Genomic DNA, 16217 nt, shown 5'->3' on the forward strand with positions numbered 1-16217 from the left:
GTGATAAGTGGCGAAAATAAGCCACTTTTTTTGTGCAAAAAATCAAAAAATAAAGCATGTTTTTTCTATACATAAGGGTATAAATAGTATATAATAGTGGTATGAAGTGTTAAAATATGTATAGAAATGTATAAAAGTGGGTGATTTTGAAGTGTTCATTGGGGAATATAGACATAATATTGATACAAAAGGACGATTAAGCATTCCTGCCAAAATGCGTCTTGAATGTGGTGAAAAAGTCTATGTGACTCGTGGGAATGAAGGCTGCCTGGCTATTTATACAGTTGAAGGCTGGGAAAACTATTATCAATCACTCATGACACTTCCTAAAAGAAAAGCCGAAGTGAGAACTTTTATACGTTTGGTGACTTCAAGAGCGACAGATTGTGAATTTGATAAATTGGGTCGTATCAATATTCCACTTGTTTTAAGAAAAGAAGGAAATCTGCAAAAAGAATGTGTCATCGTCGGAGCGGGTGATCATATTGAATTATGGAATAGTGAAACATGGGATCATTTCTATGATGACAATATGGATCATTTCGATGAGATTTCAGAAAATATAGATGATTTAGATTAGGAGGATGTTATGTTTCATCATGTCAGTGTTTTATTAAAGGAAACAATTGATGGTTTAAATATAAAAGAAGATGGCATTTATGTAGATTGTACACTGGGTGGTGGTGGACATAGTCAGGAAATTTTAAAACGTTTAACAACGGGTCATCTCTATTGTTTTGATCAAGATCAACATGCGATAGAAGCAGCCAGACAGCGTCTAGCTCAAATTTCTGATCATTTTACAATTATTTATTCTAATTTTAAAAATTTGAAAGCTGAGCTTGCAAAACGTGGCGTAGAACATGTGGATGGAATTGTGTTTGATTTAGGTGTTTCTTCACCTCAGTTTGATGATGGTGAACGTGGCTTTAGTTACAATTACGATGCCAAACTGGATATGCGTATGGATCAGAATCAAAAATTAACTGCATACGATATCGTCAATTCTTATAGTTATCAGGATATTGTCACAATTCTGTATAAATTTTCTGAAGAAAAATTTGCCAAACAAATTGCCAGAGCGATTGAACGTCATCGTGAAATCAAGCCTATTGAAACAACATTTGAACTGGTGGATATTATTAAAGAAGCGATTCCAGCTCCGGCCAGAAGAAAAGGTGGACATCCAGCGAAGCGTACATTTCAGGCTTTACGTATTGCGGTTAATGATGAATTAAATGTTTTTGATATCGCTTTAAATGATGCTTTAAAAATATTGAATGTTCATGGCCGTATTGCAGTCATTACATTTCATTCTTTGGAAGATAAGATATGTAAATATACTTTTCAGGAAGTGACAAAACAACCAGAACTTCCTAGGGGAATGCCAATTGTTCCTGAATATTTGAAACCAAAGTTTCAAAAAATCACAAAAAAACCAATTGTGGCGAGTGATGAAGAATTATTAGAGAATCATCGCTCTCATTCAGCAAAATTAAGAATTATAGAAAGGATATATGAGGATGAAGAATAAGAGAAAAGAAACAAGATTTTTAAGATTTTCAAAACGTTTATTAGTGATGAGTTTTATTGTTTTTGTTGTAGGGATTGTTGCATTAAATTCTTATGAATCAACAATTAATGTAGCATGTAATCAGTTGGAAAAGGATATTAAGACAATTGAATCAGATATTGATGGATTAGATATGAAAAAATTAGAGTTAGCTTCTTTTTCTCGTATTGAATCTGTTGCTGAAGCGAAGGGATATACATATAAACAAAATACTGCCACAGCTGCTGTTGTAGGAGTTCCTGAAGAATAATGGCTTTGAAGAAAAATAATAATCAAAGTGCTAAAATTATATATTGTATTATTATTGCAGTCATTGTTTGTATGGTACTTAATGTCATTTACTTGGGAGCTACTGGGAAACATTTGATCAGTGGAAATGATATTGAAGGTTATGCTAAAGATCGTGGTGAAAGTAAAACAGAGATTTTGCCTGCTAAACGTGGGACAATCTATTCAAGTGATAATGAAGTTATTGCCAGTGACATGAAAACATATAAGCTTTATGCGATTTTATCTAAGACACATTTAACGCTTGATAAACAGCCAGATTATGTTGTTGATAAAGAAAAAACTGCCAAAGAATTATCACCTATTATTGGAATGGATGAAGAAGATATTTTAAACCGATTGAGTAAAGATACTTATCAGGTAGAGTTTGGAAGTTATGGAAACAATCTGTCATCTCTTGTAAAAGATCAGATTGATGCCCTTAATTTACCTGGTTTAGAATTTGAAGAAATCACAACACGAAATTATCGTTATGGTGATTTTGCATCCTATGAAGTTGGATATGCACAAGCAGTTACAGAAGAAATTAAAGGAAAGACAGTTCAGAATATAGTTGGACAAATGGGGATTGAGAAGGCATTTGATGAAGAATTGTCTGGAGAAGATGGAGAAAGAACTTATTTAGCTGACAATAATAATAATGTCTTGCCAAATGGAATTTTGAGTGAGACTGCACCTGTTGCGGGAAATGATGTTTATTTAACGATTGATAGTGATGTGCAGACGGAATTAGATATGCAGATGGAGAAAATGGTAAAAGAATTAAAGCCAGAAAAAGCAACCTGTGGTATTATGGATGCAAAAACTGGAAAGTTATTGGCTATTTCTAACTATCCATCATTTGATCCAAATGAACGTGATATTGATAATTATGTTGATTTATTTTTTAATGAACCTGTTGAACCTGGTTCAGTCTTTAAATCATTTGTTTATGGAAATGCGATTAATGATCATAAATTGGATGTGAATGATACTTATCAATCAGGAAAGTATTACTATAAAGTCAATGGAAAAACAGTTGCGATACTCAAGGACCATAATAAAGGAGAAGGTTGGGGAACAATCAGTTATAAACAAGGATTTTATTATTCAAGTAATACGGGAATCTGTCACATTTTAAGTGAAAAAACAGATAAAGAATCCTTGCTTCAGGATTATGAAGATTTAGGTTTCTTTAAAGAAAGTAACATAGATGGTTTAGAATCTGCCGCAGGTTTTGCTGGATATAAACGTGAAGGAGAAAGAACGTTAGAGTATTTGACAACCGGATATGGACAAGGATCAACATTTACAGGTTTGCAGTTAATACGTGCCTATAGTGCATTTGCGAATGATGGAAAAATGGTAGAACCTTACATTGTGGAAAAAGTTGTCAACAGTGATACAAAAGAAGCTCTATATCAGGCAAAAACACAGTACTCTAAACAAATATATTCTACTGATACTGTCAAACAGGTCAGAGATTTATTGAAAGGTGTTATTAATATAGAAGGAAGTACAGGATATAATTATCGTATGGATGATGTGAATTTGATTGGGAAAACTGGAACAGGACAGGTAGCATCCAAATCAGGTGGTTATCGTAGTGGTTTCTATACAAACAGTTTTGTCGGTATGGCTCCATATGATGATCCACAGGTCATTATAGTGATGTGGTATCAGGGAAGTTCTGCAAGTACTGTAGAATCTGCCAAAGTTGTTCAGGCTGGTATTCGTGCGGCTTTAAATAAATTAAATGAACAACCATCACAAGTTGTAGAAACATCTACATTTGTTTTAGATAATTATACAAATCAAAGTGTTGATTATGCAAAAGACGTTTTATCTAATCATCAATTATCTTCACTTGTTGTAGGAGATGGAAATGTCATTGTTGATCAATATCCAAAAGCACAGACTGAAGTGTCTTCCAAATCAAGGGTATTCTTACAAACCAATGGAACCAATATTACCATGCCATCTATGACAGGATGGTCGCGTAAAGAGGCGGAAGCTTTTGGTACCATGGCTAATGTAGAAATAGAATTCAAAGGTGTAGGTTCGATTTATGAACAAAGTGTATCGAAAGGTACGAAGCTAAAAGCTAATCAAAAAATTACAGTGACGGCAAAATAGGGGCTGAATTCAGTCCCTATTTTCATATTTTCAATATCATAAACATACAATATGTTGGTGATGTGACATGGTTTTTTCTAAAATGATACAGAAGATCAAATGGGTCAATATGGTCATGACCATTATTATTGTTTGTATTGTGATTCGTCTTGGCTATAGTCAGTTTATTGCTTATCAGGAATTGAGTTTAAAAGCAACAGAATCATGGCAACGTAGTTTTCCATTGGAAGCATCACGTGGAAAAATATATGACAGTCAGCATGTGACTTTGGTTGATAATCTCACAACATCTTCGTTGATTGTTGTTCCAAGTCAAATCAAAGATCCTATCCATACTGCCTATCAACTCGCTCAAATTCTAGAATGTGATGAAAAGACATTATTGGATAAAATACAAAAGAAAGTTTCAGTAGAAAGAATTCAGCCAGAAGGGCGACAACTAGATGAAAATAAAGCGTATAGTATTGATCGTTTAAAATTACCAGGGGTCTATCTTGTTCAAGATACTTTGCGTTATTATCCATTTCAAAATTATTTAGCTCAAACTTTAGGATTTGTAGGTATTGATAATCAAGGATTAGTTGGTCTAGAGCTCCAATATGATGATTATCTTTCTGGAGTCAATGGAAGCATTCATTATTATATGAATGCCAAAGGACAAAATTTAAACATTTATCCCGCTGATTATGTTTATCCAACTTCTGGTATGGATATTGAATTAACGATTGATACACGTGTTCAGGATGTCGTAGAAAGAGAATTAAACAATGCTTATGCGACTTATGATCCAGATTCTATTTTGTGTTTAGCAATGGATCCTCGTAATGGTAAAATTCTAGCAATCTGCAGTAAGCCTGATTTTGATCCTAATGATTATCAAAATGCCGATAGTGAAATTTATAATCGTAATTTACCAATTTGGAAATCTTATGAGCCAGGATCAACATTCAAAATTATTACTTTTAGTAGTGCTTTAAATGAGAATCTTTTTGATATGGACAAAGATACTTATTATGATAAAGGTTATGAAATTGTAGGCGGTGTTCGTATTAAATCATGGAAAAAAGGAGGACATGGTTTACAGACCTTTAGAGAAGTTTTACAAAATTCTTCCAATCCTGGATTTGTTGAAATTGGGCGTAGACTTGGTAAAGAACGTCTTTATCAGTATATTCAAGATTTTGGATTAACACAAAAAACAGGTGTCGATATGATGGGGGAATCTAGTGGAATTATGTTTGATTATGATAAGTTTAATGAAGTTGAACAGGCAACTGTGGCTTTTGGACAAGGCATTTCTGTGACACCAATCCAGCTTGTCAGGGCTGTTTGTGCTTGTGTAAATGGTGGAAAACTCTATCAGCCTTATATTGTCAATAAAATCTATAATTCCAAAACGCATGAAGTTGTCAGTGAAAAACAACCCAAAATGTTAAAACAGGTCATTCGTGAAGATACGTCAGCTAAAGTCAGAGATGCTTTGGAAGGTGTTGTGACGGATGGAGGAGGAAAGAATGCTTATATAGATGGGTATCGTATTGGGGGAAAAACAGGAACCGCTCAACGTGCTATCAATGGAACATATGCAGGTAATGGCTATATTCTTTCTTTTTTAGGTGTTGCGCCCATTGATGATCCCCAGATTGTGCTTTATTTAGCCATGGATAATCCTAAAAAATGTGTTCAGTATGGTGGAACAACAGCAGCTCCTATTGCCAGAAAAATTTTTATGGATGTTTTACCGGCACTGAGAGTTCAAAAAGTGACACAACAACGAGAAAAAGCTTATGTCTGGACGGATACGAGAACTTTTGATGTACAAAATTATATTGGTAAGAAAAAATCAGAAGTGAAAAATGATCAATATGGTTTTGAATTTTTAGGTGAAGGTGATTATGTCATTGATCAATTGCCTCGTGTTGGAGAACAGATAGAAGAAGGTCAGAAAGTAAAAATTATGCTGGGTAATCAACAAGAGATCCGTTAATCAGTGAAAATGCATGTGATTATAGCTTACACTCTGGTCATAATATGATATAATAAAAAATTGATTGGAGGAATCATGATGCTTATACAGGAAAAAGAAATCAGACGTATTGTGCAAAATGAAAAGGAATATCGTTATGGTCGTTTTATGGATATGAAAGAATATTTAGAAAGAATGACGATCTCCTATGATGAAAATAATCACTGTTATAGAATCAATGCAAGAATTTCAATGTCAAATGATAAATTGATTGTATCTATGAAAATCTCACAGGATGGGGAGATTATTCAATCTCATTGTAGTTGTCCTTTAAAAGGACAATGTCGTCATATTGCAGGAATTTTGTTCTTTTTAAAGAAATTAGAAGTGACATCTTTCCCTTATTTTTATGAAAAAGATGATCATTGGAATAAGCAACAGCAACTCTTAAAAATAGAAAAACAACGACAAGAACGCATCCTGCATAAAAAACAGCAGGAATCATTAGATTTGATTCATTTATATAAAGATCAGTTATTAAGAGAATCTTTTGTTCCATTTATTTCACAACAATATCAGCTTAAAGTCTTTGTTCAACAAAAAAAGAATCAATTGTGGATTGCTTTTAAAGTTTTAACATCGACTCAAAGCTATATGATTAAAAATATTGATTCCTTTTTAAAAGCCATTGAACATCATGAACATTTACAATACAGCAAGAATTTTGAATTCATTCATAGTAGGGAAGCTTTTGATGAAGACTCTAGAGAAATCATTGATTTTATGAAAAAAAGCTTTTTAAAAAATCAGTTTATTCAACAGGGTGTTATCAAAGTATTAATGATACAGGATGATATAGATGAATTTTATAATATCATGAGTGCTTTGCCTTCTTCTTATTGTGATATTGCTTTTGACAAGAAGAATTATACGATTCCTTTAGATATTTCCTTAAAAGAAGACAGCTATGTTTTAGATTTAGCTGATTATAATGAATTTGAAGATGTGATGATATCCTCACAATATTTATACAGTTTTCATAATGATACTTTATATCGCTATATGTTCCATGCGCCTATCCAAGCTATCACATTTATCAAAAAGTGGATGGAAACCAAAGGCGGTTTCTATATTCCTCAAAATGCTTTAATGGATTTTTATAAATATGTTTTATATGATTTAAGTGATGATATTGATTTAAAGACACATCTTTTTGATGCCTATCATCAAGAAGATATGATTAATCTTTATGCTGATATGACGCGTGATGATCAGATTTGTGTTCAATTAGAATATATTTATGATGATCATATCTGTTATGGTTTTGATGAAGATAATACGCATAAATCAAAGAAAGCAGATTTAATAGAAGATTATTTGCGTCCTTATATTGAAGATATTGATGATCATATGATTTATCTTCAATATGATCATGATTTTACTTATCAGTTTTTAAAAGAAAGCTTGCCATATCTTTCGCATTATTGTCAGATTTTTGTCAGTGATGCCTTAAATAGTTTTTCTCAGGTTACACCAGTAGATATACAGGTGGGTGTACATCTGCGTCAAGGCTTATTGTCTATTGATATTCATAGTATTCATGTCCAAAAAGAAGAACTTATAGATTTATTAAAAGCTTATAAGAAAAAAAGAAAATTCTATAAGTTAAAAAATGGTCAGATTCTTTCGTTAGAAAATCAGGAACTTCAGGATTTGGATCATCTGACACATTCTTTATCACTGAATATGAAAGATATTGCGGGAGGGGAGATTCAAATTCCAACTTATCGTCTGTTTGAAATTGATCAGATGATGAATCAGGAATCTTCTTTACATTATCAAAGAAGTGCTGAATTAAAGAAATGGACGGAAGACTTTAAACAAAGAGAATATGATTTTGATATTCCTCAACATTATCAAAGTATTTTAAGACATTATCAAAAGCTTGGTTATCAGTGGTTAAGACTAATGGAACATTATGGTTTTGGTGGTATTCTGGCTGACGATATGGGGCTTGGAAAAACATTACAGATGATTACTTATTTTGATAGTTTAAAAGGACAAGGAACACATATGGTTATTGCGCCTGCAAGTCTGATTTTTAACTGGCAGGATGAATTTCAAAAATTCTCTCAAAATCTAAAGGTTTTATGTGTTTATGGTCATAGAGAAGCCAGAGAAAAGCTTTTAGAACATAAAGAAGATTATGATGTTGTGATCACATCTTATGATTATTTGAGAAGAGATATTGAATTGTATGAAACATATCAGTTCCATACAGTTGTGATTGATGAAGCTCAAAATATCAAGAATCCTAAAACACGAAATGCCATTTGTGTAAAGCGTTTAAAGGCCAAACAGCGCTTTGCCTTAACCGGAACACCAATTGAGAATTCATTAGCTGAATTATGGTCAATCTTTGACTTTTTAATGCCTTATTATCTCTATCATTATCACTACTTTTTAGAACAGTTTGAACGCCCTATTGTAAAAGAACATGATGAACAAAAACAGGAACGTCTCAAACAGATGATTACACCATTTGTTTTAAGAAGAAATAAAAAAGATGTTTTAACAGAATTACCAGAAAAAATTGAACAGATGATCTATATGCGTTTTAATGAAGAAGAAGAGAAACTTTATCTGGCTAATCTTGTCCAAGTTAATAAATCTTTACAGGAAAAACTTCAAGTTCAACAGTTAGGACGTATTGATATTCTAGCAATGTTGACACGTTTAAGACAATTATGCCAAGATTCACGTTTATTATATCAGGATATACAAGAGCCTTCTTCAAAGTTAAAAGGATGTATGGAACTGATTCATTCTTTAAAAGATAATCATAAGAAAATATTATTATTTTCTTCATTTACTTCATTATTACATTTGATTGAAGAACAATGTCAAAAAGAACATATATCTTATTATCTTTTAGATGGTTCGACTTCAAAAGAAAAACGTAAACAAATGGTTGATGCTTTCCAAAATGATCAAACAACACTATTCCTTATTTCTTTAAAAGCAGGGGGGTCAGGTTTGAATTTAACAAGTGCTCAGGCTGTCATTCATTATGACCCATGGTGGAATATGTCAGCAAAAAATCAGGCAACAGATCGTGCACATCGTATTGGTCAGTTAGAAAATGTTCAGGTATTCTCATTGATTATGAAAAATACAATTGAAGAAAAGATAATGGAATTACAAAAACAAAAGAAAAACTTAGCAGATACTTTTGTTGAAGGAAATGAAGGAATGATTAGTACCATGAGTTTAGATGATATGAAATCGTTATTTGAGATCTCGTCATGAGATCTTTTTTTGTGCAAAAAATGCCTGTTTTTGGGTAAAAAACATGTAGAAATATGTCGAATTTTGTAGAAAAATATACAATATTTAGGCAAATGTGCATTTTATTTATTACAGACATAGGCGTTCTATAAACTTCTCTTGTGTTTTGATATAAAAATGCATTTTATATATCTATATGGGGAGGGATGAAAACATGAAGATCATCTATGATGAAAATGAACAAATGAATCATCATGAATTAAAACTTGTTTATCATCCCAAAAACAAAAAATTAGCGCAGCTTTTATTAAAACAATTTACTGAAAATTTAGGTGAAGTTGAACTCTATGATGAATATCATAATAAATATTATGTCCCCCTTTTAGCTATATACTATTTTGAAATGGTAGACCAAAAGTTTTATGCCTATACTGAAAAAGATGTCTATCGTATTTATTGTGTGAAAATGGAACGCTTAAAACAGCGGGTACAGGATTATGGCTTTTATCAGATTAATGTGCGGACACTTGTGAATATCAGACATGTGAAAACTTATAAAATTCAAAGAGGGAGTCGGCGTAGAATTATTCTCGATAACGATGATATTTTAATTTCTAGTCGGCATTATAAGCCGGAGTTTGATCGTTTAGAACATGATCTTAAACATGGAGAAATTGAAATATAAAAAGAACGAAAGAAAAATCTTTCGTTCATGATGCATCACATATAAATAAGGATGTAAGAAGCCAGGTTCATTTAGGCTAAGTCACAATCTTATTTATATCTTCTATATATTGATGCGGTTGCTGATGAGAAAAATCCCTTTCTTTTTTATTTTATAAGTTCATTTTCATACATCAATATACAGGTGTTCTTTAAAGACAAATTTATTATAACGAATAAACAAATAAAAAACGAATTGAAAAGCATAAAAACCATGAAAAGAATAATAAATTTACAGATTCGTCAAAAAAAGAATGTAAAAAAAATTACAGTTTTATCAAACTGTAAGATTTCCTGTTATTATTTATCTAAATCTTTAATTCCATAAAATTCATTTTTCTTTTCCACATTTTCACAAATATAATCTAATGACGCTTTATAAAAACGTGAGAAACGAATAAGTTTAGGAACAGAAGGTGTTCTTTGATCAGATTCATATTGAGAAACAATTGGTTTAGACATTTTTAATGCTTCCGCCACTTGCTTTTGTGATAATCCCGCTTCTTTTCTTAATGCTTTTAATCTTTGACCAATACTCATGTTTTCACCACCTTAAAGCTATTATACACCATGAAGATTTGCTTTAGGTAAATTCGTCATAATTTCAACTCTTTTGTCATTCGACAATTCTCGACAAATTTCTACAAATTGGCATAAAAATGACCAAAAATGGGAGAAAAGTGGACTGATTTCTCATTGCAAATTGACTACAATAAAATTATCAAGATAATTAAAGAAGGGGAGATGAAACAATGAACATTGCTGTATGTGATGATCAGCTGGATTATTTAAACTTGATTAAGAAAAAGCTTATTGAATGTTTTCATGAACCAGAAATGGAATTAAATGTTTATACTTTTTCTACAATTCAAGAGATGCTGTATAGTACAAAATTTCGTTGTTATGAATTTGCATTCATTGAAATGAAAGTCGAAAATGATCGTGGTATTGAAGCAGCTTATCGATTAAGAGAACTGAATCGTGCCTGTCAGGTTGTCTTTATTAGTGATCAATATTATCACATTCATGAAGCATTTGCGGTAAAGGCAAGGGAATATTTACTAAAACCCATTAATACAAAGCAATTTCAAAGTGTTTTTGATTATTTAATGGATTGGTATTTACATCAAAATGTCAAATTTGTCATACCTATTAGAGAATTAGGACGTAAACGTATTTTTGATGTTGATGAAATCAAGTATTTTGAAACTTATTATAATGATTTAGAAATTGTAACGGTGGATGATCAGCATTTCATGACACATGTTAAAAATCGTTATAAGTTACGTCCAGTATTAAAGTCGCGATGGTTTATGCAAGTGAATCAAAGTGTTTTAGTGAATATGAAATGTATTGATTTTTTAACAGATCGTAATGTTATTTTAAAATCAAGGGAAGTCTTTCCGACAAGTCGTAAAACATTGATACAAAATCATCTTTTATTTGAGAAATTTTTAAAGGAAAAAGAAGAAAAAGAAAAATTAAAGAATGGGGAGAAATAAATGAGAATTGCGGTGATAGATGATGAAACATTTTACATACAAGATGTTTATTCAAAAATAGAAAATTTTAAACAGTCATTTCATGATATAGATATTGAGGTTGATACATTTACTCAAGGAAAGGAATTTTTAGATAGTTTTGAGGAACATCCATATGATTTGATTTATTTAGATATTGAATTAAATGATATCAATGGTGTTCATTTAGCTCATATGATTCATGAGAAAAAAGCTTCAACAATGATTATTTTTATGACAAGTCATATGAGTTATATACATCAGTCTTATGTTGTTAATGCTTTTCAATATCTGACAAAACCATTAAAAGATCCACTTTTTACATATGAGTTGAAAAGAGCTATCAAACATTATCAATATATGCAAAAAGCTTTTGTATTTCCAACTTCACAAGGACGTATTATTTTTAATCTATCAGAAATTATATATTTAGAAACAGCTTATAAAAATTATAAGATTCATACAACACGTGGGGTATATTATGGTTCTTTAAAAGCTGTCAATAGTATTAGAAAAGCCTTATTAGATTATACGTTTGTTAAAATTCAAAGAAGTTTTATTGTGAATATGGAACATATTGTCAAAGTTGATAACATATTATTATATATGTCAGATGAAAGCATGCTGATGGTTTCAAAGAAACGCTATAAAGAGTTTAAAAGAAGATTCTATCAATTTCTAGCTGATAAAAAATAAGACCATTTTTGAGTCTTATTTTTTATTTTTGTAAGACAACTCTTAAAATAACTTGATCATGCTCCACTTCATATTTGGCTTCACCATGATAGCGTTCTGCCATTTCTTTAATACTGCTAACACCAAATCCATGAGCAATTTTATCTTTTTTACTTGTTTTATGAAAAGTTGGATGACTTCCTTCTGGAATAGAATTTTCAATATAAAGAATCACATGTGTCTGTTTACTTTGAAGTTTTAATGAAATATGTTTTTCACCTTCTATGTTCTCACAGGCTTCTTTGGCATTATCTAATGCTAAACTGATAATTAAAGCTAAATCACCAGGAACAATACTTCCTAAATGCAATATTTTAGAAATATTTTCATCATATTGAATACCCTTTTCTTTAATACTTTGAATATGAGCATTCAATGCACCATCAATCGCTGCAATACCAGTATGTGTTAATGCCTGATATGCTTCAACATGTGTTTTTAAGTTCTGTTCAATATAATCCTTTGCTTCTTCATATTCTTCTTTTTCCAAATGTGATTGTAAAATAATTAAGATGTTATTGAGATTATGATTAATCTTTCTAATCTCTTTTTGTTGTTGTTCTCTTTGTTGGTTAAATTCTTTTTCTTTCTCCAAGTTCTGTATAATAGATTCTTGTAAATGCTTATCTTTTTCATATTTCGTTTGCATTCTATCAAAACATATTAATGCAATAATACTGATCACGACAGTGAAGATATAAGTACGGGCAATTGTTGGAGTACGAAATAATACATTGTTATTTAATATAAAAGTTAAACTAAAATATGTAAATACTAAAATAGATAATTTTTTAAATCTTTTTATATTGATGTTTTTATTAATTTTAAATATGAAGAGAAGCATGGTATAAGTAAAGTATCTAGAAATAGATTGACTTAATAAAATATAAGGTGTTGAGTAATTGATATATTTTATTAGCAAGTTATTGTCAAAAATAAATGAAAAGAATATTAAAAATAATAATTCCAGTAGATGTTTTAATAAGAAATAACAGATTAATTTTGTAACAAAACTGAATGTTGTAATACGATAGAATTTAAGTGTAATAAAAAATAGGAATATTAATAAAATATCAATAAAAACAATATCCAAAGATTTTTTCATGAATAAAGAGCAAACTATTAGAAATAGATAAACATATCGATTTATTTTCTTCAATTTTGTGTTGTAAATATCTGGATATATATTCTTTAGATAAAAATCTAATAATAATATATCTAAAATGGCAATAAAAACTTTATATAATAGATTAAATACAATTGTCATAAATTACATCTCCTTATCTATAAAATTAAAATATTTTTCTTTGAATTCTTTGCGAATTCGTTTTGTTAATGGAAGAATATCATCATTGGTCATTGTGATGTAGTCAAAACAAAATGATTTGACATGTTTAAAATTAATGATGATACTTCGGTTGAGTTGGAAGAAATGATATTCTAGTAATTGTTGTTTAGATTTCGTTATAGTTTTAAGATTACCAAAATAATGATGTTTGGTTGTTTTTAATTTGTATTTACCATAACTTGTTTCTAGATAGAGAATTTGATCAGTTTTAATATAAACCTTTCCTTCAGTTGTCGAAAATAATACTGTACGATTTAAACGCTTATAAAGCTGATTTGCATGATGAAGTTCTCTTTGGAATAATTTCTGATCAATAGGCTTATCAATGAAGAGATCAGCTCCAATCCACATAGATTCAGGTAAATAATAGTGATAAGCTGTAATGAAAATGAAAATACAATTTGCTTTGATATCTTTAATCATTTTAGCCAATTCAATCCCGTTTTGAGATTCATCTAGCTCGATATCTAGAAAAACAAGATCATAAGGTTCGATACTAAATGCATCAAGTAATTCATTGCCATTTGTGTATCCATCTATGATGGTGGGCTTTGTGTCATGAAACTCATAATTTTTAATCCTTTCCATAATATTTTGTACATAAAATAATTCGTCGTCACATATTGCGATACGCATAATTTCTACCTCCTTTTTGACAACTATCTACATTATATGACAAAGATTTTTATATCAGAAAAAATACCTAAAGTGTGCATTTTTATAGTTAAAATATGCACAAATTTTATATATAGAATAACTTTTTTGAGTATTTTGGTAGACTATTGTCGAAAGGAGGTGAGGGTTATGTCAATTCAAAAAAAGGTTATGGCATTAGGTTTAAGTTTCCTTGTTTTAGGAGGAACAATGACTTCAGCCTTGGCTTATGTGTATGAACAAGGAACAAGATATCAAACGGTGACACACAAAAATATTCCTGCTTGGGGAGGAGCTCATAGAGATACAACGTATGGGAGCAAAAAAACAACAACAAGCCAAATTGGTACATTTAAAAAGACACATGGAGATGCTGCTTTAGGGAACTATGCTGAATTAATAAATTCAGCAGGCACACCAAAATCAAATATGGTTGGAATACCATTAAACTATGCAATTTTGGTAAATGAGCATGGTTGTAGTAAAGGTGGTGTTTATTTTACTTGTGTGACATCTCATGGTTTAGAACCAAGTAATACTTGTGATGTAACATTAAAATTTAGTGCGGATGACCTATTGTAAGCGAAAAAAAGGACCTAGTTGATTAATTTCGACTAGGCTTTTTTTGTTATGATGACTTCTTTGATACGACGATCTTGAATCTTGGTAATCTGGAAAGTTATGTTATCTATGTGAATTGTTTTCGTTGTACCATCTTTTGGGATAGAACGAAGATGACTGTATATGTAACCACCAATGGTATTGTAGTCTTCATCTTCTGGAAATTGAATACCTGTTGCTTCAACAAGATCTTCAATATTTGTATTTCCATTGACACGCCATTGTGTTTCATTGATTTTTTGAATATCTGGGCGTTCACGTGAGTCATGTTCATCATAGATATTTCCAAAGATTTCTTCAACTAAATCTTCTAATGTAATGATTCCACTGATACCTCCAAATTCGTCAATAGCGATAGCAAAATGAATATTTTTATTTTGCATATCTGCAAATAAATCATCAGCTCTCATGGAATCTGGAATAAAGTATGGTTTTGTAAGAATCTTTTCAAATGGTTTCTTTTTTGTTTGGAGATTCAACAAATAATCTCTGACATGTAAGACACCGATAATGTTGTTTTCATCGTTTTGATAAACAGGATAACGTGATAATCCAGTATTTTGAATGATTTTAATAATCTCTTCTTGCGAGGCATCTGCTGAAATATAAACAATATCAACAGAAGGTGTCATAATTTCAGAGATATCTGTATCATTAAAATCAAATATATTTTGTAGCCATTCACTTTCATCTTCATCTAAAACGCCACGTTTTTCACCGAGTTCGATCATTGTCAAGATTTCTTCTTCGGTGATGCTATCTTCTTCAGCTTCTGTTTTTAAGTGTAATAGTTTTAAAACGGCATTGGTTGAAAAAGATAAGAATTTGACAACGGGGTTCATAATTTTTGCAATCATTAAAACTGTGCCACATGAGATTTTAGATACTTCATATGGTTTTTGCATGGCAATTCTTTTAGGAACCAATTCACCTAGAATTAAAGTAAAATAAGATAAAATAATTGTAATAACAATGACTGATAGTGTATCAAGGACATTTAATGGGATACTTGTGATTCCTAAATCCTGTGATACCCATTGAACAAGATACTCTGAGAAGTTATCAGCCGCAAAGGCACTTCCTAAAAATCCAGCTAACGTAATTCCAATTTGAATTGTTGATAAGAATCCAGAAGGTTCTTGTAGAAGAATTAATAAGCGTTTAGCTGTTTTTTCACCATTTTCAGCTTTTTTCTCTAACTGTGTTTTGTTTAATGATAGTACAGCAATTTCTGTTGCTGCAAAGAATGCATTCAATAAAATTAAAATAATCTGCAATAATAATTGCGAGGGTATAGAGTCCATAACTTCACTCTCCTTTTATTTTTTGGCTCTATATGTTTGTGATACAAAAAAAAGACAACTACCACAACACTGCAATAAAAGT

14 protein-coding genes are annotated in these 16217 nt (G+C 30.9%); 10 read left to right on the forward strand and 4 right to left on the reverse strand.

The window, feature by feature from the left end; all coding sequences use genetic code 11:
* The first annotated feature begins 136 nt into the window (after positions 1-136).
* The 7 genes from mraZ (at position 137) to B5E87_RS05665 (ending at position 9915) form a co-directional block, all read left to right on the forward strand.
* Complete coding sequence (gene mraZ / locus B5E87_RS05635; protein ID WP_479684544.1) at positions 137-580, forward strand: division/cell wall cluster transcriptional repressor MraZ; 444 nt, start codon at positions 137-139, stop codon at positions 578-580.
* 9 nt (positions 581-589) lie between these two features.
* The gene (gene rsmH / locus B5E87_RS05640) at positions 590-1534 is read left to right on the forward strand and encodes a 16S rRNA (cytosine(1402)-N(4))-methyltransferase RsmH (RefSeq protein WP_087243952.1); all 945 of its coding nucleotides are present in this window, start codon (positions 590-592) and stop codon (positions 1532-1534) included.
* Positions 1524-1823 carry a hypothetical protein gene (locus tag B5E87_RS05645; RefSeq protein ID WP_087243953.1) on the forward strand — a complete coding sequence of 100 codons (300 nt, stop codon included), beginning with the start codon at positions 1524-1526 and terminating at the stop codon, positions 1821-1823. The genes rsmH and B5E87_RS05645 overlap by 11 nt, the downstream gene beginning before the upstream one ends.
* Positions 1823-3976 carry a penicillin-binding protein gene (locus B5E87_RS05650; RefSeq protein WP_087243954.1) on the forward strand — a complete coding sequence of 718 codons (2154 nt, stop codon included), beginning with the start codon at positions 1823-1825 and terminating at the stop codon, positions 3974-3976. Before B5E87_RS05645 ends, B5E87_RS05650 begins: the two co-directional genes overlap by 1 nt.
* A gap of 67 nt (positions 3977-4043) precedes the next feature.
* Entirely contained in the window at positions 4044-5963 is a 1920-nt protein-coding gene (locus tag B5E87_RS05655) for a penicillin-binding transpeptidase domain-containing protein (RefSeq protein WP_087243955.1), read from the forward strand.
* Between the two features lie 78 nt (positions 5964-6041).
* Positions 6042-9251 carry a DEAD/DEAH box helicase gene (locus B5E87_RS05660; RefSeq protein WP_087243956.1) on the forward strand — a complete coding sequence of 1070 codons (3210 nt, stop codon included), beginning with the start codon at positions 6042-6044 and terminating at the stop codon, positions 9249-9251.
* A gap of 193 nt (positions 9252-9444) precedes the next feature.
* Positions 9445-9915 (forward strand): LytTR family DNA-binding domain-containing protein, encoded by a 471-nt coding sequence (locus B5E87_RS05665; RefSeq protein ID WP_087243957.1) that lies wholly within the window; start codon positions 9445-9447, stop codon positions 9913-9915.
* A 338-nt stretch (positions 9916-10253) separates the two neighbouring features.
* Here B5E87_RS05665 and B5E87_RS05670 read toward each other — a convergent pair whose 3' ends face one another.
* Entirely contained in the window at positions 10254-10493 is a 240-nt protein-coding gene (locus B5E87_RS05670) for a helix-turn-helix domain-containing protein (RefSeq protein WP_087243958.1), read from the reverse strand.
* Between the two features lie 212 nt (positions 10494-10705).
* Between B5E87_RS05670 and B5E87_RS05675 the strand changes: the two genes are divergently transcribed.
* The gene (locus B5E87_RS05675) at positions 10706-11455 is read left to right on the forward strand and encodes a LytR/AlgR family response regulator transcription factor (protein ID WP_087243959.1); all 750 of its coding nucleotides are present in this window, start codon (positions 10706-10708) and stop codon (positions 11453-11455) included.
* Positions 11456-12169, forward strand: coding sequence for a LytR/AlgR family response regulator transcription factor (locus B5E87_RS05680; RefSeq protein WP_087243960.1), 714 nt, complete (start codon positions 11456-11458; stop codon positions 12167-12169).
* Between the two features lie 22 nt (positions 12170-12191).
* Here B5E87_RS05680 and B5E87_RS05685 read toward each other — a convergent pair whose 3' ends face one another.
* Both B5E87_RS05685 and B5E87_RS05690 read right to left on the reverse strand, forming a co-directional pair.
* Positions 12192-13475: a sensor histidine kinase gene (locus tag B5E87_RS05685; protein ID WP_087243961.1), complete on the reverse strand. Its 1284-nt coding sequence runs from the start codon at positions 13473-13475 to the stop codon at positions 12192-12194.
* 3 nt (positions 13476-13478) lie between these two features.
* Positions 13479-14192 (reverse strand): LytR/AlgR family response regulator transcription factor, encoded by a 714-nt coding sequence (locus B5E87_RS05690; protein ID WP_087243962.1) that lies wholly within the window; start codon positions 14190-14192, stop codon positions 13479-13481.
* 168 nt (positions 14193-14360) lie between these two features.
* Here B5E87_RS05690 and B5E87_RS05695 point away from each other — a divergent pair, with 168 nt between their 5' ends.
* On the forward strand, positions 14361-14792 hold the full coding sequence (locus tag B5E87_RS05695) for a hypothetical protein (RefSeq protein WP_087243963.1): 432 nt from the start codon (positions 14361-14363) through the stop codon (positions 14790-14792).
* A gap of 32 nt (positions 14793-14824) precedes the next feature.
* Here the strand turns inward: B5E87_RS05695 and B5E87_RS05700 are convergent, their stop codons facing one another.
* Positions 14825-16135 (reverse strand): hemolysin family protein, encoded by a 1311-nt coding sequence (locus B5E87_RS05700; protein WP_087243964.1) that lies wholly within the window; start codon positions 16133-16135, stop codon positions 14825-14827.
* Between the last annotated feature and the right edge of the window lie 82 nt (positions 16136-16217).

This window comes from Massilimicrobiota sp. An142, from assembly GCF_002160725.1.
In the GTDB taxonomy this organism is placed as follows: Bacteria; Bacillota_I; Bacilli_A; order Erysipelotrichales; family Coprobacillaceae; genus Allocoprobacillus; species Allocoprobacillus merdigallinarum.

What these genes read in the sequence shown, in the direction of transcription:
- rsmH (WP_087243952.1), top strand. Translation starts at nt 590, where the DNA reads ATGTTTCATCATGTCAGTGTTTTATTAAAGGAAACAATTGATGGTTTA.
- B5E87_RS05645 (WP_087243953.1), top strand. Translation starts at nt 1,524, where the DNA reads ATGAAGAATAAGAGAAAAGAAACAAGATTTTTAAGATTTTCAAAACGT.
- B5E87_RS05650 (WP_087243954.1), top strand. Translation starts at nt 1,823, where the DNA reads ATGGCTTTGAAGAAAAATAATAATCAAAGTGCTAAAATTATATATTGT.
- B5E87_RS05655 (WP_087243955.1), top strand. Translation starts at nt 4,044, where the DNA reads ATGGTTTTTTCTAAAATGATACAGAAGATCAAATGGGTCAATATGGTC.
- B5E87_RS05660 (WP_087243956.1), top strand. Translation starts at nt 6,042, where the DNA reads ATGCTTATACAGGAAAAAGAAATCAGACGTATTGTGCAAAATGAAAAG.
- B5E87_RS05665 (WP_087243957.1), top strand. Translation starts at nt 9,445, where the DNA reads ATGAAGATCATCTATGATGAAAATGAACAAATGAATCATCATGAATTA.
- B5E87_RS05670 (WP_087243958.1), bottom strand. Translation starts at nt 10,493, where the DNA reads ATGAGTATTGGTCAAAGATTAAAAGCATTAAGAAAAGAAGCGGGATTA.
- B5E87_RS05675 (WP_087243959.1), top strand. Translation starts at nt 10,706, where the DNA reads ATGAACATTGCTGTATGTGATGATCAGCTGGATTATTTAAACTTGATT.
- B5E87_RS05680 (WP_087243960.1), top strand. Translation starts at nt 11,456, where the DNA reads ATGAGAATTGCGGTGATAGATGATGAAACATTTTACATACAAGATGTT.
- B5E87_RS05685 (WP_087243961.1), bottom strand. Translation starts at nt 13,475, where the DNA reads ATGACAATTGTATTTAATCTATTATATAAAGTTTTTATTGCCATTTTA.
- B5E87_RS05690 (WP_087243962.1), bottom strand. Translation starts at nt 14,192, where the DNA reads ATGCGTATCGCAATATGTGACGACGAATTATTTTATGTACAAAATATT.
- B5E87_RS05695 (WP_087243963.1), top strand. Translation starts at nt 14,361, where the DNA reads ATGTCAATTCAAAAAAAGGTTATGGCATTAGGTTTAAGTTTCCTTGTT.
- B5E87_RS05700 (WP_087243964.1), bottom strand. Translation starts at nt 16,135, where the DNA reads ATGGACTCTATACCCTCGCAATTATTATTGCAGATTATTTTAATTTTA.